Source organism: Sphingobacterium lactis (assembly GCF_051951495.1).
GTDB classification, from domain to species: Bacteria; Bacteroidota; Bacteroidia; order Sphingobacteriales; family Sphingobacteriaceae; genus Sphingobacterium; species Sphingobacterium lactis_A.
The window spans coordinates 1,766,217-1,789,160 of sequence record NZ_JBNHAS010000001.1; the positions used below are offsets into that span (position 1 = coordinate 1,766,217).

The window sequence follows — 22,944 nt, forward strand, 5'->3', positions numbered from 1 at the left end:
ATTATTTTAAAAGTAAAGAGGGAAAACATGAAATATCAATTAAAATATAGTCTGACGGCTATATTCGTACTCATTTGTCTATGGGTACAGGGGCAGCAGGTTGTTCGCTATGATTTATATGTGAAAGACACACTTGTAAACTATAGCGGAAAGACCAAGCCTGCAATTGCTGTTAATGGGGGAATACCTATGCCTACCTTGAATTTTACGGAAGGTGATACGGCTGAAATCCATGTGCACAATCAATTGAAGGAAGGAACTTCCCTACATTGGCATGGGATATTCCTTCCTAATGAAGAAGATGGAGTTCCATTTCTTACACAGATGCCCATTAAACCAAAGGAGCCTTATGTCTATAGGTTTCCCATCATCCAGAACGGTACCCATTGGTATCACAGTCATTCTGGAATGCAGGAACAAATAGGGATGTATGGGGCATTCATACTTCATAAAAAACAAAATGACCCTACATATCGCAAGGGAATTGATGACTTACCTAGCATACCTTTAGTTCTAAGTGAATGGACTGATTTAGATCCGGATAATGTGCATCGGATGTTGCACAATGCCAATGATTGGTTCGCGATTAAGAAAAATGCAACACAAAGTTATGCCGAGGCCATCAAGGTAGGTCATTTTAAAACTAAACTGACCAATGAATGGAAGCGTATGCTTGCCATGGACGTAAGTGATGTTTATTACGATCGCTTTTTAATTAATGGCTCTAGCGAGCAACAGCATTCTCAATTTAAGGCAGGTGATAAAGTTCGGCTTAGGGTTATCAATGCTGGAGCATCGTCCTACTTTTGGCTTACTTATGCCGGTGGAAAAATAACGGTTGTTGCCAATGATGGCAATGATGTTGAACCTGTGGAAGTTGACCGATTGCTAGTAGGAGTTTCCGAAACCTACGATGTTGTAGTCACCATCCCTGAAGATGGTTTTGCTTATGAATTTATGGCTACTCCGGAAGATAGAACCAACCATGTATCCATTTATCTAGGTAACGGAATTAAACAACTTGTTTCTCCCCTGCCAAAACTCAAATATTTTGAGGGTATGAAAATGATGAATGACATGATGAAGATGAATGGAGATCTCGATGATATGGGAATGAAAATGAGTCTTCAGAAAATGGATATGAATACAGTGATGTATCCGGAAATGGAAGGTCAAGAATCGCACCAACATGAAGGGGGAATGGAAATGCCTAATAAGGAAAACACCAAACATAAAAATCATCAAGAAAAATTAGCAAGCAAGGAACATACTGGTCATGAACAACATAATATGGCTGGCAACAATAACCAAAAGGCTGATATTGTAACTTTAAATTACGGCATGTTACGCTCTCCAACGAAAACGACATTGCCAAAGGATGCCAAAGTTCGAGAACTCCATTTCGAATTAACCGGAAACATGAGTCGATACGTATGGAGTATGGATAATAAGGTGCTGGCAGAGTCTGATAAGATCCTTATCAAGAAAGGGGAAATACTGCGAATTACGCTTTATAATAATTCCATGATGAGGCACCCCATGCATTTACATGGTCACGACTTCCGCGTCATAAATGGTCAGGGAGAATATGCTCCATTGAAAAATGTATTGGATATCATGCCCATGGAGACTGATACTATTGAATTTGAATCTAACGTTGATGGAGACTGGTTTTTCCACTGTCACATCTTATATCATATGATGGCGGGAATGAATCGTGTATTTAGCACCGAAAACCAACCACCTAATTCACATTTACCAGACAAAGCATGGGCATATATGAAATTGCAAAGAGAAAGCAATATGCCGCATTTTATGATCCAAAATGATTTTGCTACAAATGGTAATGATGGTGAACTCATGTTGCACAATACCCGATGGAGCCTGACCTCTGAATGGCGATTGGGTTATCAAAACATGCATGGTTATGAAGTAGAAACTCATTTAGGTCGTTATGTGGATAAAATGCAATGGTTCATGCCCTTCATTGGTTTTGATTGGAGATACCGAAAGATGGAGCATAATGAGGTAGAGAAAAATTTGTTTGGTCAAAAGAACAGCAAGGATGAACGGGCATTATTCAGTGCCGGATTTGCTTATACCCTTCCAATGTTAATTCGTTTTCAAGCTGAAGTTTACCACGATGGTACAGTTCGACTTGGATTAATGCGTGAAGACATTCCTTTATCAAAAAGATTAAGAGGAGGATTTATGGTTAATACAGATAAGGAATATATGCTGGATTTACGGTATATCTTGACTAGAAACCTAGGAATCCGTGGACATTACGATTCCGATATGGGTTATGGAATTGGACTTTCCGTCAATTATTAAATGCACTTTACACACAACTATTAATAAAATTAAGGCCTCCGCTCGGAGGCCTTAATCATTTAAAAGAACAAGAACTTTAAATTTTCCTAAATATCTCGTTTGTATCCAGGTTTATCCATCATTTTATCTAATGACATAGGACCCGAGCCTACAATTACAAAATAACAAAGTAATAGTAACACGACTAGTGATAACCAGAACTCTGAATTTAAGAAGCTAAAACCTTGGGTGATGTTGACAAAAAATACCGCTCCGATCAGTATTGGAATCTGGATTAAAGAAGCAAATCTAGTCACAAAGCCTAGTGCGATAAATATTCCACCAACCAAATGCGCAAATACAACATAGTGTACTGCACCCCAAATGGAAAGTTGGAAATGCGTTCGCTCAATTAATGTTGCTACGGAATCCCTATCCATAATAAAACTGACCCCCTTGGCAAATATTAATATACCAAGCGCGATCCTAACAAAATCAATCCAACGTGGATGATGATGGTCTCCCCAATGTTCAATGCGTTGAATTAGGTTCATAATGACCTCCTTTTTAAATTGGTTATATAAACTCAACGCAATACAACATGCTCATATTGTGTTAATTACTCATTCTTTTTTCAAGAATTAAAAATATTATTCATTCAATATCAGTTCAATAACAGGAATCTGAACATCCGGTTTTACAACAGGAAGATCAACAATCAGGTCATTTTCGCCCGCGGTAATCGTCATATGTTCTCCATCTTTAGCCGAACTGCGCGAGCTATATTTTATCTCTGAATTATCATGTAAGAATTGGGCATATTTAACTTTTCCCTTGAATCCAGGCAGATAGAGCGTCTTAAATGGATACTGCAATAAATGTACATAGAGACGATTTGTTTTTGGATTATAGGTCAACAAACTATTATCAGGTTTATTAAATCCTGCAGGCGCTTCTGTACATCCATAAATGGCTTTGCTGTTGAAGCGCATCCATTTTCCCATCTCTTGAAGACGTTCCATCGCACGGTCATCAAAATTACCTCTGGCTGTTGGACCTACATTTAGCAGTAAATTACCTCCTTTACTAACAACCTCAATTAACATGGCAATCAATTGATTACTAGATTTCCAAGTATTCTCATCGCGATGGTAACCCCAAGATCCAGAAAACGTCTGACAGGTCTCCCAAGGTACTTTTACCCCATTTACTGTTGGCCATGTTTGAGGCATAAATTGTTCTGGTGTTTTATAATCCCATCCCCAAGCATCAGAGCTTAAGTCTAAGCGGTCATTCATGATAATATTTGGTTGTAAAGTCCTAGCCAATTTGACTAAGCCTTCACTATCCCAATCTTGGTGACCTTTGCCGTCCTCACCTGGATAAGAAAAATCCCAGAATAACAAATCGATCTTCCCATAATTGCTCAATAATTCGCGAAGTTGATCCTTTAGGTACTTACGAAAGACATCCATATTTTTGTCTTTGTTTTTTGCCCTCGCATCTTTACTATTACGGAGTGGATGGGTATTATCAATCAAGAAATCGGGATGATACCAGTCAATAACTGAAAAATAAAAACCAATCTTCAGATCATTTTTGCGACAAGCCTCTACAAAGGGTTTGAGTAAATCTTTTCCGTAGGGTGTTTTAGCAGCATTAAAATCAGAAGTCTTAGTATCCCATAAACAGAATCCTTCATGATGTTTTGCTGTTAGGACGACATATTTCATTCCAGCCTCTTTAGCTGCCGCTGCCCATTCCTCCGGATGATATAAATCCGGATTGAATAAATCGAAATACTTCTTTTTATAAATATCATGGTCAATTTGCTCACGCTGTTGCACCCATTCATGTCGAGCAGGAAGTGCATACAATCCCCAATGAATAAACATACCAAAACGGTCATTTTTCCACCATTGCATGCGGTCTTCCTTGTTCTCAATAGATTTCTCTTTCCAGTCTTTTGATTGAGCGAATAAATTTCCAGTAAATAAAATACAGATTAATAGGGCAAAGCCCACTTTTCTAAAATTAGGGTTTAGGGAATTAGGGTTCATTAGGTTAAATTTTAATAATCTTGGAAATTAATAAAAATAAACCGATTAGGAGAGGTTTAATCCTTAAATCATCAAATACTTACCATGCTTTTTAGGTTTAAAAACGACCTACAATCATAAATTATCGACCACGGCAGCATAAGATTCAAACCAAACTTTTTGATCAATTTATTGTTAGTTAATAAGATAACACAAAAAATAAAAGCAATGCCATTACTTAGTAAATATACCATGAAGTTGGCAGACAGTCCGTTCTGGACATTTGCCATTCATGACGGACAACATATCGATCCTCGAGTGCTCCCCTATCAACTATTGAAGGAGGAAGATCGCATGCGCGAGGAAGACCCTTATACGGCGCTGATAGCTGAACTTCCTTGCAATCGTTTCATCATGGAAACCTCTAGGTTTCAACTGGATATTAATAGGGGAATTGAAGATGCCATTTATCTTCGTCCTGATCAAGCATGGGGTTTGGACGTATGGCGCAAGGATGTACCAGAAGAGTTAGTAAATCAATTACGATTGGATCATGAAGCCATATATGCAATAATCGAATCCAATATTCAACAGACCATATCCAAATATGGATACTTTGTCATCTTAGATATCCACAGTTACAATGCGCGTCGTGAAGGACCTGAGCAGGAAATCAATACAGAAACCGATCCGCAAATTAATATTGGAACCTTGCATTTAAATGCCAAATGGCATCCCTTATTGGAGCGTCTCATGTATGAATTAGGGAAGGAAAAAGTAAATGGCGAACCCTTGGACATTCGCGAGAATATCAAATTCAAAGGTGGCTATCTGTCCAAGGTCATCAATCAATTGTTTGGAGAGTATGGTGCTGTATTTGCCATAGAATTCCGAAAGGATTTTATGGATGAGTGGACAGGAATTCCTGTGCCGCATCATGTAGAAGCTTACAAGCAATTAATGATGAAGGCCTTAACAGTATTAAATCAATATTTCTATTATGACGGAAAAGAATAAACCCCTTTTACGTATTTTAAATGCAATCAATAAACGAAACCCCATACATTATCAAATTCCAAATGTTGGGAAGTTTATCTTCAATAAAATAGTACCCTATATTTTCATTTACCGAATTCCAGCTTCTGGAAAAAAGGATAAAATGATTGCAGACTTGGCAAAAACAGAGAATGCAAGCATTGTTTGTAAAGCCGACTCTTTTCCACTTGAGGAATGGATTATGCCAATTGCCGAACATTTGGCTCAAGAATTTGGTGCCTGCTTATTAATTGAGGTATGGGTTGCTGAAAAACCACAAAAACACGACGTTATGCTCCATATTGGGCAAAAGGATATTTTACCTTTGGCGCAATATCTTGAACGTAACATCCGAATGGAGGCGCTAGAGCTATCTGTAACTATAGAAAAGGATTTGCATATCCCTAAGCCAGACCAGATGCCCGCACTTTTTGGAAAAAAGTACCTGCAGAATAAGCAAATCTTATTAATGGGCATCTCTATTAATGATCGCTATCACGACCATGAAGAGAATATCTTGCCCTTGCTGATGCGTACTTTCCGAGAAACATTAGCAAAATCACTGTCTCGGCTATTCTTTGAATTTCTACGTGTCTATACGCACTTGAATGCGACAGCACAGAAACTTAATTTCCAGCAGGAGCTAACACCTTTGATGAATGAGATTGATCAAGCCTTAGCTCAAGAAAGTAAGAAATTTGACTTCCTATTAATGGTAACCCCATTGAATGCGCATGAAGCTTGGTTGCAATTCAAAAAGGACAAATATTGGAAAGTACCGAAATTCCTTTATAGACCAATGCATGTGGATCCGGATTTAGTGAAAAGGCGTTTATACAACCTTCGAATAGAAGATATATATGATCCAACCATGGCTTATATCTTCCGTGATAAACGGTCCGAATTAGACTCTATGATTACGATGTTGGCAGACCGAGGAAAGGAAGATTTCCTTCATGGGAGTTTACAAGTATTTGGAAACGTGTCAGAGAAGCTATATAATTCTGCCATGGCCATCTTGATGATGACAGAGCCGGAAAATATGTCCAATAAATCAGAAGAATGGATAGGCCCTGCCGAATTTGCTAAAATGGCAAGAGAGGAAGTACGATTCTTACAACAGCAAAATGCTGAATTTAACTGTCCAATTCGTATTCGAGAGGACATCTCTGGTGTCATGGTTAACCGTGGCGCATTAAATATCAGTAAAGAATATAAATTGACTTTAAATCGTGCTAAAGCATTGATACAACATGAGGTTGGAACCCATGTCGTTACCTATTTTAATGGCCGTATGCAACCTTTGAACTTATTTAGTTTAGGAGTACCAGGTTATGAGGAGCTACAAGAAGGTTTGGCTGTATTATCGGAATTTATTGTTGGTGGCTTAAATAATAATCGTCTTCGCATTATTGCTGCTCGAGTTATTGCCGTTCAACATATGTTATTGGGTAATTCTTTCACCGAATGCTTCACATTGTTAGTCGATCAATTTGGTTTTAGACCTGAATCAGCTTTTCAAATTGTTATGCGTGTTTACCGAGGAGGTGGATTAACAAAAGATGCCCTTTATTTAAAAGGGATAATGGAATTAATTCAATATTTACACGAAGGCCATAATGTTCATTTATTGATGATGGGAAAGATTCGAAAGGATTATTTACCGATCATTAAAGACCTGTTACAAAGGGAGATTCTCATCCCTCCTGCTATCACACCTCGCTATTTATTTCCAGAATATTTAGAGAAATGGAAAGAAGTGAAGACGAAAGCATCTATTTTTAAATTGACACATTAGAACACATTCTATAAAGCAAAAGCAACATATGAAAATTGCATTTTTAATTAATCAGACACACAAAGAAGAAGATAAATTCACGACGACCCTACTTGCTTTAAAAGCTTTAGAACGTGGGCATACTGTTCTTTATATCGGTCTTGCGGACTTTGTATATCAAGATGAACTGACGGTCTTAGCACATTGTCGAGTGTATGAACCAGGAGAAAAACTCCCTACAGCTGCTCGATTTTTAAAACAACTAAGAGAAAGCTCGAAAGTTCTTACCGATATGGCAGATATTGACGTTTTATGGTTGCGATTTGACCCAACGCTTGATATGATCAGTAGACCTTGGGCAGCAGCATCTGGTATTCAATTTGCCCAATTAGTAAAACGTAATGGTGGTTTTGTTATTAATGACCCAGACAATCTTATCCAAGCAAATAACAAGCTGTATTTAGAGAATTTCCCTAAAGCGGTCAGACCAAAAACCCTAGTAACCAGAAATCATGAGGATGTTTTAAAATTCTTGAAGAAGCAAGGAGATAAAATAATCTTAAAACCACTAAAAGGATCAGGAGGAAAAAATGTATTCCTCATTAAATCCAATGAAACACAAAACTTAAAACAAACGGTAGAAGCTATTGCCCGTGATGGTTATGTTATTGCTCAGGAATACCTACCTGAAGCCGTTAAAGGGGATATTCGCTTTTTCCTGATTAATGGTAACCCGTTGGAGAAAGACGGCAAATACGCAGCCTTAAGACGCGTACAATCGGCTGATGAAATACGAAGCAATATACATCAGGGTGCTACTGCTGAACCTGCTGAAATTACCCCGGATATTCTGAAACTAATTAAAAAGGTCTCTAAGAAATTAAGAGACGATAATATGTACTTGGTGGGATTGGATATTGTAGGCGATAAAATTATGGAGATCAATGTCTTTAGCCCTGGTGCATTAAGACACATTAGCCAAATAACCGAAGTGGACTTTTCCGATCTGGTGATTGAAGATCTAGAAAAAAGAGTACGATCCTTTCATCGAGCCAAAAAATCAACCCAAAAGAAGTAAATACAAACAGCGTATCCTAAAAAAAGCCTTCACTTAACAAATTATTAAGTGAAGGCTTTTTTATGCTATATTAATTTTCTATTTCTCGATGACCGTGTCATCGCTGTTTAAGGGAGCTGGGGGGATCTCCTTTACATTTCTTTCAATTTCTTTAAGTTCAACATGAACAGCATAAGTTGACGGTTCTATTGGGTATCCCTTATAAGTCGCATATTCACGAGTAAATATGGCGCCAAAATAAAGTATAGCAGCCGTATAATAGACCCAGAGCAATATTAAAATTATCGATCCTGCAGCACCGTATGTAGTAGCTGTATCCGATTTTGACAAGTAAAATCCTATGCCCAAGCGCCCAAATACAAATAATATAGCTGTAAACAAGGCTCCAGCACGAACTGGTTTCCATTGTATTTCCACATCGGGTAAAACCTTAAATATTACCGAGAATAAAATAAAGGTAATTCCGAAGGTTAGAAGGAAGTTGATGATATCGACTGCATGAACTGCTGCATCAGGAAAATAACGCATCAGACGGTCTGTAAATGCTAATATTAGTCCATTCACAACCAGGGTAACAACCAATAGGAAGCCAAGACCAATAATCAAGGATGAAGATAGTAACCTATCCATGATCAACTTTAACCAACCTTTCTTAGGTTTTGCCCGAACATGCCAAATCTTATTAATGGAATTTTGAATATCACCAAATACCGTAGTCGCACCAACAACAAGGGTTACTAAACTGATGATCAGAGCCATCGAGGATTTACCCGACAACTCTAAGTTCTTGATAATCTCTTGAACCTGTCTTGCGGCACTTCGACCAATTAATCCATTTAATTCCACAAATACTTTTCCTTTTATAGCTTCCTCACCATAGAAAATCCCAGCAAGAGAAATCATTAAAACCAAAATTGGTCCTATGGAAAAGATAGTATAATAGGCCAAGGAAGCACTATATTTCATGCTATCCTCATTCATAAAACCTAATACTGAGTTTTTTAAAATTGCAAATGTGTCTTTAAAGAAATTCCCTTTCTTCTTTTCTTCCATATTGTTTTAATCAATTATGTTAATCCAATATTTTAAACAGAAAAGGATAGAAATGGTTTGAAAATAGATATTACTCTCCTACTTCCTCAAATTTTCCTTGTTCATTAATACTATATCGGGTGACAGTTTTGGTTGGCTCTTCCGACATGTAATTCCAATCGGTCAAGATAACTTCATTCTTTTTCAACAGACTTTCTTTTCGGAAAGCAGATTCTGCTATTTCATCATAAGCAATATCCAAGAAGTCAAGGATTTTACCTCTTTTATTGATGTTAAACAAGGTTGTGATCAATTCATGTTCTCCTAATGGATAGGTTAGAACGACACTATAATAGTTTGGCGAATAGTTTAATTTATAACGGAGACGTACTTGTTTTAAATTCACGTCCTCTACATCAAAGCGAATTCGCTTTAATAGGTCAGCATCTTTAATACCTTGATTATCGTCATTATCGAAATTAGTAGAATCTACAAAGGGGAATTCTTTCAAGGATAGCTCCTCGAGTTCAGGAATTGTGTTATTCGTATTTTTTACTTCTTCTTGCATTTCAGCTACCACCTCTTCCTGCTTTGGCTTATTGGTATTGGTCTTTTCATTTTGCTGGTTACAACTCATAAGCAAGAGTAAACAAGCAACAGTTAGTAAGGGTTTCATTTGCCTTTGTAAATATGAGCGAAAGATAAGATTTTTTTTCTAGATGTAATAATTCCAATCGTAAACCTAATGCCATAAAAAAGGCTGATCATGAATCATGACCAGCCCTAAAATTATATTAAAATATGGCCCCAATTTATGGAATCATAGGTAAAATGCTTAATTATGTTTTACTTCCATTTCGTCTACATAATGTTCATTAGGAACATAATCTGCATCGATTAAAGTTGCATAATCGGTCTTTTGTTTTTTACCAAAACGACGACCAATACCATCGAAGATGGAATAAACCACTGGTACTACAACCAAGGTTAATAATAAAGAGGATAATAGTCCCCCGATAATTACGATTGCAAGACCACGGTTCATATCTGCACCATCACCTGTTGCCATAGCTATAGGAATCATACCGAATACCATCGCGATCGTAGTCATTAAGATTGGACGTAGACGAGCGTGGTTGGCTGCTACCAAGGCATCATGCGTATTATCGCCATGTTCTTTACGATGGTTCGCAAAGTCAACCAATAAAATCGCATTCTTAGCCACCAAACCAATCAACATGATGATACCTAAGATGGTAAAGATGTTCAAGGATTGTCCTGTCAATGCCAATAATAATAAAGCACCGATAAAGGATAATGGAATAGAGAACATCACGACAAATGGTGTGGAGAAACTATCGTACAAGGAAACCATTACCAAGTAAACTAACAAGATCGAAGCTAATAAAGCCACTCCTAAAGTACCGAAACCTTCTTGTTGGTTCTCCATATTACCACCCCAGATATAAGCTACACCAGGTTTTACTTCTAACTTCTCAAATTCTGCTTGCCATTCATTTGCTACATCCCCTAAAGAACGACCTACTATGGAAGCTTGAACAGAAACTGCCGGTGACTTATCACGACGCTCTAATAAGGAAGGACCTGAACTATATCCAATTTCTGCAAACTGCTCCAATGAAATAGCTGTTCCTTGATTGTTAATGAATTTCAAGCCTCTAACATCAGAAATATTGGAACGGCTCTTCTCATCAAAACGGATATTGATATCATACTCATTATCACCAGCACGGAATTTATTATCATTGTTACCCGAGAATGCTGTTTGCATGGTCATACCCACGGTTGCTACGTTCAAGCCTAATGAGGTCATTTTCTCACGGTCCACTTTCACATTGATCTCTGGATTACCACCTTCAGAAGATAACTTCACGTTGGTAGCTCCAGGAACTTTACGTAATAAATCAGCCGCTTGTCCAGCAAATTCAGCAGCATCGTTAAGATCTGAACCTATTACAGTTAATTTCAATGGTGCTTGCTCAGCGCCCATTAGACCCATACTAACGAATTTTACCTTTGCTCCAATTAGTTCTTTCTCCAATTCGCGTTGTAAAACGGCAGCATATACTTTGGAGTTACCTTTATACTCATCCTTCATGATGACGTGGATCTCCGATTTATAACGAGAACCTCCAACAGACATAACTCCATCAGATGATTGCCCTACAGTCGTAATAACACGCTCCACATCAGGTTTGCCTTTGATAATAGCTTCTGCTTTCTGTGTTAAAAAGTTTGTTTTCTCTAATGAAGCATCCTTTTCTAATTCCAACTGCATTAAGTACTCACCTTTATCCGAAGATGGGAAGAAGTCTGACCCGATATATCCTAAAGGTAATAAGCTACATGAACCTACAAACAAGAACAAGGCAATACCTAAAGTTCCTAATTTGGTCCATCTGCTTTTTAATGACCACTCTAAGATACCAGTAATCCAATGTGTGAATTTGGTTAATCCAGCTTCAAATCCATGGATAATTCGACCAAAGAATGATTTAGGATTAATATGCTCCAATCTTCCGAATCTGGAGTATAACCAAGGCACTACGGTAAATGACACTAATAAGGAAAGTAAAGTCGAAATGATTACAGTCACACAGAACTGCGCTAAGATGTTAGCTACAAGTCCTGAGGACATCGCAATAGGTAAGAATACCACCACAATTACCAAGGTAATAGCGGAAACCGTAAATCCAATCTCTTTTGCTCCGTCATAAGCTGCACGAACCTTATTTTTACCCATCTCCATGTGGCGGTGAATATTCTCGATTACAACGATCGCATCATCGACCAAGATACCTACCACTAGGGAAAGACCTAATAAGGACATTAAGTTTAGGGTGTAACCCATCAATAATAATCCGATAAATGTAGCAATCAAGGAAAGTGGAATAGCCACCATCGTAATTGCAGCATTACGCAAACTGTGCAAGAAGAATAACATGATGAAACCTACCAAAGCAACCGCAATCATCAAATCGTGCATTACGTTATTTGCTGCGTTCAAGGTATAGTCAGTCGAGTCATTCGCTAATAATACTTTTACATTATCCTTGGTATAATCCTTTTCAACTGTTGTAATGGTTTCTTTTACCAATTTGGAAACCTCTACCGCATTCGCATCTGATTGTTTGAATACCTGTAACATGATGGTATTCTTTTGATCTAAACGTGCGATTTTCTCAATTTCCTTGATACCGTCCTGAACATCTGCTATATCACGTAAGAAAATAGTTGTTCCTGTTGGGGTTGTAATTGGTAAATTTCTTAATTCATCTACTGTCGTTACTTTACCAGCAAGACGAATAGTCGTCCTGTTCTCACGAGTACTAACATTACCTGTAGGGAAATCTAAGTTCGATTGACCAATTACTTGTTGCACTTGACCAATAGAAAGGCCATAACCTTCCAATTTCTCGGCATCAACACTTACTTGGATTTCACGTTCTTCACCCCCGATTAGGTCAACTTTTGCTACACCATTGATACGTGCAAAGATCGGCTGGATCTTATTGTCCAATAGGTCATAAAGTTGTTTCTCTGATAGGTTTGATGTTACAGCCAAACTCATGATGGCCACATCATCTAAGGAGAATTTATTCAAAGATGGTGCATCTACGTCATCTGGAAGGTCATTTAAGATGGCATTGATCTTACGTTGGGCATCTGTCAACAAGAAGTTCACATCTGCTCCATCATTTAAGGTGATCATGACCACAGAAACGTTTTCCATGGAAGTAGATTCCAATTTTTTAATACTCTCTAACGAGGAAACCGCATCTTCAATTTTCTTGGTTACGGTATTTTCAACCTCTGTTGGTGATGCCCCTGGATATACCGTTTGAATGGTAATTACATTTACCTCAAACTTAGGCACCAACTCATATCCCAATTGGGAATATGAGAATATCCCACCCAATGTCAGTATTATAAATAATACGATGATCAGACTGGGACGTTTTATCGATATTTCAGTAATCTTCATAATAGAATTGTCGTACTTAGCACAAATTATTTAATAACTTCAACTGGAGTCTGATCCATTAAGTTGATTTGTCCGGAAATGATTACCTGATCACCAGCTTGTAAACCGCTGATTACTTCGATCAAGTCACCAAAACTTCTACCTGACTGTACTTTTGTTTCAATTGCCTTTCCATTCTTAAGAATGAAAACTTTGTTATCAGAAATTGACCCTACAAAAGCTGTACGAGGAACAACTAAAGCATTCGCAGTACCTGAACCACCGAATACAGCAGTTCCATACATACCTGCACGTAGGTCGTTATTTGGGTTATTAGCAATTTCAATTTCCACTGGGAAATTCAAGCTACCATCTGATTTAGGAGCAATGAAAGTAATTCTACCAGAGAATTTCTTATCGCTATAAACACTTGCTAAAACCTCTACATTCTGTCCAACACGTAAAGTAGCTACATTCTTCTCGTCAACATTTACACGTAACTTCAACGTGCTCACATTCACGATATCAAACGCAGGTGTACCTGGGCTTACATAAGCTCCTGGCTCAATCTTACGCGCATTTACAATACCAGCAACGGATGTTTTGATAGTCACATCTCCAGCTGTAAGCTTAGCGCTTTTTAAATTGTTCTTTGCATTTTCAAATTGAAGACGCATCTGATCTACTTGTGCTTGTGTAACACCTCCTGTAGCTAGTGCGCTTTCATAACGTTGTAAGTTTGTGCGGGCATTATCGTATGCAGCTTGAGCATTGGATACATTTACATTTAATTTATCGCCTTCCACGATAGCTAATGTTTGACCAACACCAACTCTTGAACCTTCATCTACTAATACACGAACAACTCGTCCACCAGTTTCAGCAGCTACAGTTACTTCTTGTTTAGGCATGAACGTACCATTTGCTTGATATGCTAAATTCATGGATTGTGTTCTAGCAGTATCGATACGAACAGTTACAGCTGCATTCTTCTCTGCTACTATAGCAGTCTCTTGAGCTACTTCTGCCTTGTTCTTATTTAATTTATAGACTATACCAGCTAATGCTAGGCCTATAACGAGGATAATAATTATTGCGCGTTTCATTTGGTTTCTGTTAATTATTCGTTTACTAAAGATTTTAAATTTCCGTTTGCTTTTATCAATTGAATTTCTGCTACTTTATAGTTCAATAATGAAGTGTTTAAGTTGTTCTGAGCATCTGCATAAGCATTCTCAGAGTCTAACAATTCTGTTAAAGTAGCCAGTCCATTTCTATAGTTGTTCTGGGTATTGTCCATCACTTCTTTTGCCAATTGAACGTTACGACGGTTGTTGTCTACCGTTAGCAAACTGTTTTTGATTTGTGATTTCGCATTTTCAGAGGCTAAGTTTAATCCTAATTTGGAATCCTCCAGGTCTACACGAGCTTTGGAAATGGCAACATTTGCTTGATTTACCTTAGCTTTTGTCGATCCGCCATTGAAAATCGGGATAGACAGATTAAGACCAATTGCCGAATAAGGTGCATAGTTTGCATCCTTATTAAAGATTGGGAACTTCTGACCAAATCCCATATAACCTAAATTTCCAGTCATAGACAAACTTGGATAATATGCCGATATCATGGCTTTCTTATTGAATTCTAACAATTCAATTTGTTTTTCCTGTAGCTTAACCTCCGTGCGGTTCTCCACATTGAATTCCTCCGCAATCATTCTAGCATTCACATCGAAAGTTTCCTTAGGCAACACGATATCCTCTTGAATAGGCATCCCAATCGCAAATTTCAAGGCATTCTCACGAAGCTCTTGCGCATTTACTATTTGTTGTTTTTGTGCCAATAGGTTGTTGATCGCTACTTCAGTACGGTCAAGGTCAATCTTTTTCATCAACCCTGCCTCAACCATTCCTTTTAAAACATCTCTTGTCTTGGTTGTATTTTGTAAGTTATTATCAATGGTTTGCAATTGCATATCCGATTGATAAACTTCGTAATAAGCATTCGCTACTTTCTCGATCAATTGCTCATCGGTCAATTGATTGTTTATTTGGTAAAATTCACGAGTTGACTTGGCTGCTTTTAAACCAGTAAATAAAGACTGGTTGAAAAGTTGTTGGCTCACCTGAACCACTGCGTTGGCTTGCCAAGGCTGACCAAAGGCTACCATAATGGTTTCACCTGGTTTACCCATCAAAGCTCCGTCCAAGGCACTCTTCTGAATCAACGGATTATAAGTCAATGATCCCGAGCCATTGATCTGCGGTAAAGCGCCTGCTCGTACTTCGTCAATCTTGTACTGGGAATTCTCCACATCCAATTTTGCCTTCTTAGCCTCCGCTTTGTTCTCTAGCGCATACTTGACCGCCTCCTGCAAAGTCAAGGTTTCCTGCGCATGTAATAAGGAACCGGTAAAGATACCGGATACCATTAGTGCGATTACTTTTATGTTTCTCATTGTGTTAAATGCGATTTAATTTACCTTCAAATATTAACCTTGTCACGCGCTTTTGGCTCGCAACAATCTTGTCTACATTACTGTCGTTTGGAATGCCTGTGATTACATCCGAAACCGTATGTAGCAAGCCAAGACCTTTTTGGATTTCCGCTAAGGATATTGCCGCTTCATCAATATTTGAAATTGTTAATTCTCCGGAAGTGACTGCCTTATTTAAAAGAACTTTGATCACTTCTACATCTCGTTTATAAAATTGCTCTACCGTTTCTGCCAAATCAATGCCCTTTATCCAATCCAAATTCTCATTGATGTGGAAAACATAATATTTACGCATAAACTTTGATCGCAGATCGATAATCTCATTTATCGTCTTTAATAAATCATCCTTATACTTATTTACGATTTTTACCTCTCCACCATTTAGATCAGCTGCAATCTTGCACAAAACATCTAAAATCAAAGAAGGTTTGTCCGGATAATAATAATAAAGATTCGCCTTGGTGATCCGTAGATCATCAGCTATCTCATTCATCGTGGTCTTATGAAAACCAAAATGAGCAAAACGCTTTAAGGCAACCTCTATGATTTGATCCTTACGATTTTCCATTTTTTACTTTTATTATTTCTGACTTTTTCTAAAAATTGTTCAAAAGTAAAGAATTGATAGCAAATAATATCACAGCCATGTCAAAAAAGTGATAATTAACACTTTCTTAACATAGCTAAATGGTTTTATGAGATCTTTTACAGGATCATTAGTCTTGACTAAATTGTTTTTGGAATTTTTTCTTATCGAAAGAGTACAGCTTAGCTGCTCGGTAGGAAACTCCTTTTTGAACTTCATTAAGTTCCTTCAAGTAGCCTAGGTTATTTATTTTTTTACGGAAATTTCGCTTATCCAGTTTCTTATTCAGAAGTGCTTCAAAAACTTGTTGCAATTGGGTAAGTGTAAATTTGTTTGGCAATAGTTCGTAAGGTGTGGTAGAAAATGAAATCGTTTTTTTCAATCGGTCTAGGGATAGATCGATAATTTCACGATGGTCAAAAGCTAATTCTGGGAGCTCATCTACGGAAAACCATTTCAATTGACGCATATAGCTGGTAAATGATGCAATCTTATTCTTTACCTCTTCCATTTGCACCAATGCCATATAGGCGACGGTAAGAATACGGCCCTCGGGGTGTCTTTTTACCCCTGCAAAAGCCGCCAATTGATCCATATAGATGTCTTTAAGACCAGTCATCTCAAAAAGAATACGCGCAACAGCATCTTCCATCTCCTCATATTTGTTCACAAAATATCCTGGAAGTGCCCACCAATCTTTATATGGATATTCATTCCTCTCCGCTAATAGAACCTTTAACTTCCCTTCATCAAAGGTTAGAATAACGCAATCAATCGTAAAATGAGTCTGCAAAGCTTTTCTTTAATTTAACTGATTAATATAGTAATATGAATTTATCAACAATATTACTAATTAAACAAATAATTTACCAAAAAAATTTAATAGTGTAAGAAATACACATTATATTCGTATTTCAAAAACGAAAGAACCTAATGAAGCAAATACAACGGATTGGTGTATATACATCTGGAGGAGATGCTCCAGGAATGAACGCTGCCATTCGAGCCGTGGTAAGAACTGCCCTATATAATGACATTAAAGTAACTGGTATTTATCGTGGTTACGAAGGAATGATCGAAGGTGACTTTAAAGAAATGGTTAGCCGTTCGGTAAGTTCCATTCTGCAGAAAGGAGGAACCATTCTAAAATCGGCACGTTGCCCTGAATTCCGCACACCCGAAGGACGGAAGAAAGCCTACGATAATGTGAAAGAAGCAGGTATTGATGCCTTAGTAGCCATTGGTGGTGATGGTACTTTTACTGGTGCGGATATTTTCTCGAAAGAATATGATATCCCAGTGATGTGTATCCCGGGTACTATCGACAATGATCTTTATGGATCCGACTATACCTTGGGCTTTGATACAGCAAACAATACGGTCATTGACGCGATTGATAAAATAAAAGATACAGCAGCTTCTCACAATCGACTATTCTTTGTGGAAGTCATGGGAAGAGACTCTGGCTGTATTGCATTAAATGCCGGTGTAGCTGGTGGAGCAGAAGCCATCCTTCTACCTGAAAAAGACACCGCAATCGATGAATTAATTGACATGCTGGAGACGGCAAAGGATCAAAATAAAACCTCCATGATCGTGATTGTTGCAGAAGGCGATAAGAATGGTGGAGCCTACCATGTAGCACAGCGTGTCAACGAAAAATTTGATTATTTTGACACAAAAGTTAGTATATTAGGACATTTACAACGAGGAGGTTCCCCAAGCAGTTTCGATAGAGTGCTTGCCACCCGAATGGGATATTTCGCCGTTAATGAACTATTAAAAGGTAACAGAAGTGCAACAGTAGGCATCCGAGGAAGTAAGATTATTTCTACAACGCTAGAAGAGGCGCTACGTGGAAAAGAATTCAAATTGGATGAGGAACTCGTGACCATTTCCCAAGTAATGAACATTTAAGTCTATGATAGCAGTAGTTTTTAGTGGATCCAGATACGCTGATTGGCGTTTGGCTGAAAAAGGTAGAATCCTTCATGGTTTTAGAACAACAGGAATAAATCCATATATCCAGGATGAGCGTTTTATCCAACAACTACTGAACAAAAACACCCAACTGATCAACAATGCCGAACGCATCCGCAAGATCTATTTCTTCGGTGCGGGAGCTTCTTCTAAAGAAAGACAGGAGAAAATTGAGAAAGCATTCAATCAGTTCTTTAAAAACGCTAAGGTAAAGGCTAGCCACGATGTATTAGCATCAGCTATCTCTACCTTCGGCAATGAAAAGGGAATCATAGGTATTATTGGATCAGGATCCAATGCAGCTTATTATACCGGACGTAAAATCATGGAGAACAATTACGGGCTAGGTTATATTCTGGCGGACGAAGCATCCACCAACTGGCAGGCAAGACAGATTTTAAAAGATTTCCTGACAGAAGCCATGCCAGCAGGATTCCGTGATAAATTTGTTCGAAAACATAACATCGACCGTAAAACAATATTAGATAAAACATATAATACACCTAATCCAAATATCTTCTTGACATCATTTGCGGATTTCATTTTAGAAAACAAGGACGATCCGTACATGGAGGGCATCATCAAGAAGGGGTTGGAGATCTATGTAAAAACTTATCTGGTACCGCTTTCCGAAGCATACCCAGATGCAACAATCAACTTTACAGGCTCTGTTGCGAATAATTATGCCGACTGGTTAAGACAGATTGTAAAAGATCATCATCTTACGATCGGGACGATTATTCGGGAACCTGTACAAAACCTATTAAAATATTATTTAAATAAAAATTAGTCAAAATGAAAATTGGAATTAACGGATTTGGCCGTATTGGCCGTTTAGCATTCAGAGCTGCCGTAAAACGCAGTGATATTGAGGTAGTGGGTATTAATGATTTAGTTGAACCTGATTACCTAGCATACATGTTGAAATACGATTCTACGCATGGGCAATTCGATGGAACCGTAGAAGTAAAAGATGGTAACTTGGTTGTTAATGGAAAAACGATCCGTATCACAGCGGAGAAAGATCCAGCAAACTTGAAATGGAACGAAGTAGGTGCAGAAGTAATTATCGAATCTACAGGTTTCTTCTTAACGCAAGAATTAGCACAGAAACACATCGATGCTGGTGCGAAAAAAGTAATTATGTCAGCTCCTGCGAAAGATGACACCCCTACTTTCGTAATGGGTGTAAACCATAAAGAATTAAAAGCAGAATACAACATCGTATCTAACGCATCTTGTACTACAAACTGTCTTGCTCCTATCGCTAAAGTATTGAACGATAAATTCGGTATCGTGGAAGGATTAATGACAACAGTACATGCGGTTACTGCAACGCAGAAAACAGTAGATGGTCCTTCAGCGAAAGACTGGAGAGGTGGACGTGGTGCTTACCAAAACATCATCCCTTCTTCTACAGGTGCAGCGAAAGCAGTTGGTCTAGTATTACCAGAATTGAAAGGTAAATTAACAGGTATGTCTTTACGCGTTCCTACTCCTGACGTTTCTGTAGTTGATTTAACTGTACGTTTGGAAAAAGGTGCTTCTTATGAAGACATCAAGAAAGCAATGAAAGACGCTTCAGAAGGTGAATTGAAAGGTATTTTAGGATACACTGAGGATGATGTAGTTTCTACAGACTTCTTAGGTGATGCGCGTACTTCTATCTTCGACGCTAAAGCTGGTATCTCCTTGAACGATAACTTCGTGAAAGTTGTATCATGGTATGATAACGAATGGGGTTACTCCAATAAAATTATCGACTTAGCGCAAGAAGTTGCAAAACTTTCCTAAGTTATAAAACATAAAAAGGGGATTTCAATTGAAATCCCCTTTTTTATTTCTAGTAATAAGCTGATTATAGAGCTTCTTTCATTAAAAACCCTCCGCCTAACAAATCATCGCCTTCATAGAATACAGCTGATTGTCCAGGGGCAATTCCTTTTACATGATGGCTAAAATCTACCTTCATGATATCGCCTTGTTGGGTCAACGTTGAAAGAGCTCCCGGATCTTTGTAACGAATCTTGGTGATAGCCTCCATTGGTTCTTCCAATGAAGCATATTTTACCAAATTGATATTTCTCACAAAAGCTTGGGTTCTTTCCAGTTCATGCTCCTCACCTAGAACCACCGAATTACTCTCCGGTAAAATCTGAATAACAAACATTGGTTTTCCTAGCGCTATCCCTAATCCCTTACGTTGTCCAATCGTGAAATACGGATACCCAATGTGCTGACCCACTACGGTGCCGTCTGAGAGGATAAAATTACCTGGCCCAATCTCTTGGTCCAATGTAGGGCGTTTGTGTCTTAGAAACGAGCGATAGTCGTTATCTGGCACAAAACAAATCTCATAGCTCTCCGATTTATTGGCCAATTCCTTTTGTCCCATATCCAATGCCATTTGCCGAATCTCTGATTTAGCGAAACTTCCCAAAGGGAATTGGGTTCTTGCTAAATTCTCTTGAGATACTCCCCAAAGTACATAAGACTGATCCTTATGTTCATCTTTACCTTTGGAGATCACATAGCGACCGTTATCATGCAAACGGATATTGGCATAATGTCCTGTTGCGATAAATTCACAATCCAATTTATCGGCACGTTTCATCAATGCTTCCCATTTGATATGGGTATTACACAATACACATGGGTTAGGCGTTCTTCCAGCGATATATTCATCCACGAAATTATCGATCACAAAGTCACCGAATTCATCGCGGATATCAAGAATATAATGTGGGAAACCATAGTTTACCGCTAGCATACGTGCATCGTTAATGCTATCTAGGCTACAGCATCCCGTTTCTTTGGAAGAGCCCCCAGAACTTGCATAATCCCAAGTTTTCATCGTTATCCCGATGACCTCATATCCTTGTTCATGGAGCATGACTGCGGCAACGGAGCTATCCACTCCCCCACTCATGGCTACCAAAACTCTTCCCTTTTTACTCATAGTATTTTATTGAAATGCAAAGATACCGTTAATTAGCTATTCCCAATGTTTATTTCATGTAATTTTATCTCAATCAAAATCAAGACATTGCCCTTAAGCAGGAAATTTTTTATTTCAAAAGTTTTGGAATTCAAAAAAAGACGGTACATTTGCATCGCAAGTCCGGTAACGGATTAGCAATTAAAAGGTGCCATAGCTCAGTTGGTAGAGCAAAGGACTGAAAATCCTTGTGTCGCTGGTTCGAATCCAGCTGGCACCACAGAAAAAAGCTTGTCTAAGGACAAGCTTTTTTTAGTATATAGTAGTAAGTATTTAGTATTTAGACCTAGGGCGGATAGACTAGATATGGGATGTGAGATAGGAGATCTGAGACTGAAAAGGGTAGTAATTATTAGAATTGAATTTTGTTTTGATATACTTACGTTTGGATCGTTTTAAATAAAAAACAAACGCATTTTTATAGTTTAATAACGTTCAAGGAGGCTAAAAAACTATACTATCACAAAATTTATCAAGGTGATAATAACCCATTTACATCTATTTAAACCATATTTATTTGCATTATTAAGTCAATTTTATACCTTTGTAGCGTTGTCAGCAAAACATCATGCTACAAAAACCTTGTAAAAAAACAAGGTGCCATAGCTCAGTTGGTAGAGCAAAGGACTGAAAATCCTTGTGTCGCTGGTTCGAATCCAGCTGGCACCACAGAAAAAAGCTTGTCTTTCGACAAGCTTTTTTAGTATATAGTATTAAGTATTTAGTAGTTAGACCTAGGGTAGATTAGATTTTATGAGCGTATTAACGGTCGAAGCATGCTTCGACCCTACAGCTAGGGTATTTGTTGGCTATTTTTTCACGCTTGTTTGTAGGGTCGATGCATGCATCGACCGCAACGTAAGGCTTGCCGAACAAACCATAAACTACACCAATCAGAAATAGTTAATTTATTGGATTTTGGATTACGAATATAGGTCGAAGCATGCTTTGACCCTACTGTATAGGAAATTATCGCCTTTATTTTCACGGTTGTTTGTATAGTCGATGCAAGCATCGACCGTTAATAAACAATACCTAAAAACCTCCATCCAAACCTATTTCCTGTAGTCTGAAATCTACTGTCTATCAAAACAAAAAAACGGGCAGACATTCCGCTCGTTTTCATCAGGGATAAACCCCTCTTCAAACTCGCTCAGTACTGCTCCTACCGAACGTATTACCTGTACAGATATCTAACCGCCCAATAGCCAGCCATTCGTAGGGACAGTACTGAGTGTAACGGAATGTCTGCCCGTTGAAAAGTATAAAATGCAAGCATCGACCGCATTTAATAATTCTTTCCCAATACACTTTTAAGTAATTCTAATTTTCGGACGAATGGTTTCTTCGGCTAGCCTCAGAATGACAGCATTGTGGGGGCAACAGAGACTCTTCGCTTCGCTCTGAGTTGTAAGTAGCAGAAAGAATCACTGTAAAACTATCGAAATTTGAATCTACTTCACATATACCCCCTAAAAAAGGCTTAGTTCGCCCTAGTGTCCGTCCCTGAAATAGGTTGACCACAAATTGAAATGAACTATGAGAGTAAATTTGAGGCTAATTAGAAAAACTCGTAAGTATTCTGAGGAATTCAAGCGGGAAATAGTTTCTCTATTTGAGAGCG

Annotated in this window: 17 protein-coding genes and 2 tRNA genes; 9 read left to right on the plus strand and 10 right to left on the minus strand. The window is 38.1% G+C overall.

Features of this window, described 5'->3' with window-relative positions:
* The first annotated feature begins 27 nt into the window (after positions 1 to 27).
* Positions 28 to 2,334 (plus strand): multicopper oxidase domain-containing protein, encoded by a 2,307-nt coding sequence (locus tag ACP6L2_RS07620; protein ID WP_440508657.1) that lies wholly within the window; start codon positions 28 to 30, stop codon positions 2,332 to 2,334.
* A gap of 86 nt (positions 2,335 to 2,420) precedes the next feature.
* Here ACP6L2_RS07620 and ACP6L2_RS07625 read toward each other — a convergent pair whose 3' ends face one another.
* Both ACP6L2_RS07625 and ACP6L2_RS07630 read right to left on the minus strand, forming a co-directional pair.
* Entirely contained in the window at positions 2,421 to 2,867 is a 447-nt protein-coding gene (locus tag ACP6L2_RS07625) for a DoxX family protein (RefSeq protein ID WP_440508686.1), read from the minus strand.
* Between the two features lie 96 nt (positions 2,868 to 2,963).
* Complete coding sequence (locus ACP6L2_RS07630; RefSeq protein ID WP_440508658.1) at positions 2,964 to 4,373, minus strand: alpha-L-fucosidase; 1,410 nt, start codon at positions 4,371 to 4,373, stop codon at positions 2,964 to 2,966.
* Between the two features lie 207 nt (positions 4,374 to 4,580).
* Here ACP6L2_RS07630 and ACP6L2_RS07635 point away from each other — a divergent pair, with 207 nt between their 5' ends.
* From ACP6L2_RS07635 to ACP6L2_RS07645, 3 genes are read left to right on the plus strand one after another with little or no spacing between them, the layout of a single operon-like run.
* Positions 4,581 to 5,369 (plus strand): N-formylglutamate amidohydrolase, encoded by a 789-nt coding sequence (locus ACP6L2_RS07635; protein ID WP_440508659.1) that lies wholly within the window; start codon positions 4,581 to 4,583, stop codon positions 5,367 to 5,369.
* Positions 5,353 to 7,185, plus strand: coding sequence for a flavohemoglobin expression-modulating QEGLA motif protein (locus ACP6L2_RS07640; protein ID WP_440508660.1), 1,833 nt, complete (start codon positions 5,353 to 5,355; stop codon positions 7,183 to 7,185). The genes ACP6L2_RS07635 and ACP6L2_RS07640 overlap by 17 nt, the downstream gene beginning before the upstream one ends.
* A gap of 28 nt (positions 7,186 to 7,213) precedes the next feature.
* Entirely contained in the window at positions 7,214 to 8,242 is a 1,029-nt protein-coding gene (locus ACP6L2_RS07645) for a glutathione synthase (protein ID WP_440508661.1), read from the plus strand.
* A 78-nt stretch (positions 8,243 to 8,320) separates the two neighbouring features.
* Here the strand turns inward: ACP6L2_RS07645 and ACP6L2_RS07650 are convergent, their stop codons facing one another.
* The 7 genes from ACP6L2_RS07650 to ACP6L2_RS07680 all read right to left on the minus strand — a co-directional run bounded on the left by ACP6L2_RS07650 (position 8,321) and on the right by ACP6L2_RS07680 (position 17,135).
* Positions 8,321 to 9,295: a YihY/virulence factor BrkB family protein gene (locus ACP6L2_RS07650; RefSeq protein ID WP_440508662.1), complete on the minus strand. Its 975-nt coding sequence runs from the start codon at positions 9,293 to 9,295 to the stop codon at positions 8,321 to 8,323.
* Between the two features lie 70 nt (positions 9,296 to 9,365).
* Positions 9,366 to 9,950, minus strand: coding sequence for a hypothetical protein (locus ACP6L2_RS07655; protein WP_440508663.1), 585 nt, complete (start codon positions 9,948 to 9,950; stop codon positions 9,366 to 9,368).
* 159 nt (positions 9,951 to 10,109) lie between these two features.
* Positions 10,110 to 13,280: an efflux RND transporter permease subunit gene (locus ACP6L2_RS07660; protein ID WP_440508664.1), complete on the minus strand. Its 3,171-nt coding sequence runs from the start codon at positions 13,278 to 13,280 to the stop codon at positions 10,110 to 10,112.
* A gap of 26 nt (positions 13,281 to 13,306) precedes the next feature.
* Entirely contained in the window at positions 13,307 to 14,365 is a 1,059-nt protein-coding gene (locus ACP6L2_RS07665; protein WP_344673744.1) for an efflux RND transporter periplasmic adaptor subunit, read from the minus strand.
* Positions 14,366 to 14,379: 14 nt separating this feature from the next.
* Complete coding sequence (locus tag ACP6L2_RS07670; protein ID WP_440508665.1) at positions 14,380 to 15,717, minus strand: TolC family protein; 1,338 nt, start codon at positions 15,715 to 15,717, stop codon at positions 14,380 to 14,382.
* A 4-nt stretch (positions 15,718 to 15,721) separates the two neighbouring features.
* Positions 15,722 to 16,324 carry a TetR/AcrR family transcriptional regulator gene (locus tag ACP6L2_RS07675; RefSeq protein WP_440508666.1) on the minus strand — a complete coding sequence of 201 codons (603 nt, stop codon included), beginning with the start codon at positions 16,322 to 16,324 and terminating at the stop codon, positions 15,722 to 15,724.
* Positions 16,325 to 16,472: 148 nt separating this feature from the next.
* Entirely contained in the window at positions 16,473 to 17,135 is a 663-nt protein-coding gene (locus ACP6L2_RS07680) for an NUDIX hydrolase (protein ID WP_440508667.1), read from the minus strand.
* A gap of 140 nt (positions 17,136 to 17,275) precedes the next feature.
* Between ACP6L2_RS07680 and pfkA the strand changes: the two genes are divergently transcribed.
* The 3 genes from pfkA to gap are packed head-to-tail and all read left to right on the plus strand — an operon-like array spanning position 17,276 to position 20,116.
* Entirely contained in the window at positions 17,276 to 18,259 is a 984-nt protein-coding gene (pfkA, locus tag ACP6L2_RS07685; protein ID WP_440508668.1) for a 6-phosphofructokinase, read from the plus strand.
* Between the two features lie 4 nt (positions 18,260 to 18,263).
* The gene (locus ACP6L2_RS07690; protein ID WP_344673739.1) at positions 18,264 to 19,112 is read left to right on the plus strand and encodes a hypothetical protein; all 849 of its coding nucleotides are present in this window, start codon (positions 18,264 to 18,266) and stop codon (positions 19,110 to 19,112) included.
* 5 nt (positions 19,113 to 19,117) lie between these two features.
* The gene (gene gap / locus ACP6L2_RS07695) at positions 19,118 to 20,116 is read left to right on the plus strand and encodes a type I glyceraldehyde-3-phosphate dehydrogenase (protein WP_440508669.1); all 999 of its coding nucleotides are present in this window, start codon (positions 19,118 to 19,120) and stop codon (positions 20,114 to 20,116) included.
* 64 nt (positions 20,117 to 20,180) lie between these two features.
* On the opposite strand, the gene mnmA is transcribed toward gap, so the two are convergent.
* Entirely contained in the window at positions 20,181 to 21,281 is a 1,101-nt protein-coding gene (gene mnmA / locus ACP6L2_RS07700) for a tRNA 2-thiouridine(34) synthase MnmA (RefSeq protein WP_440508670.1), read from the minus strand.
* A 186-nt stretch (positions 21,282 to 21,467) separates the two neighbouring features.
* Between mnmA and ACP6L2_RS07705 the strand changes: the two genes are divergently transcribed.
* Both ACP6L2_RS07705 and ACP6L2_RS07710 read left to right on the plus strand, forming a co-directional pair.
* A tRNA-Phe gene (locus ACP6L2_RS07705) sits at positions 21,468 to 21,540 on the plus strand.
* Between the two features lie 376 nt (positions 21,541 to 21,916).
* Positions 21,917 to 21,989 (plus strand) — tRNA-Phe (locus ACP6L2_RS07710).
* Positions 21,990 to 22,944 lie beyond the last annotated feature (955 nt).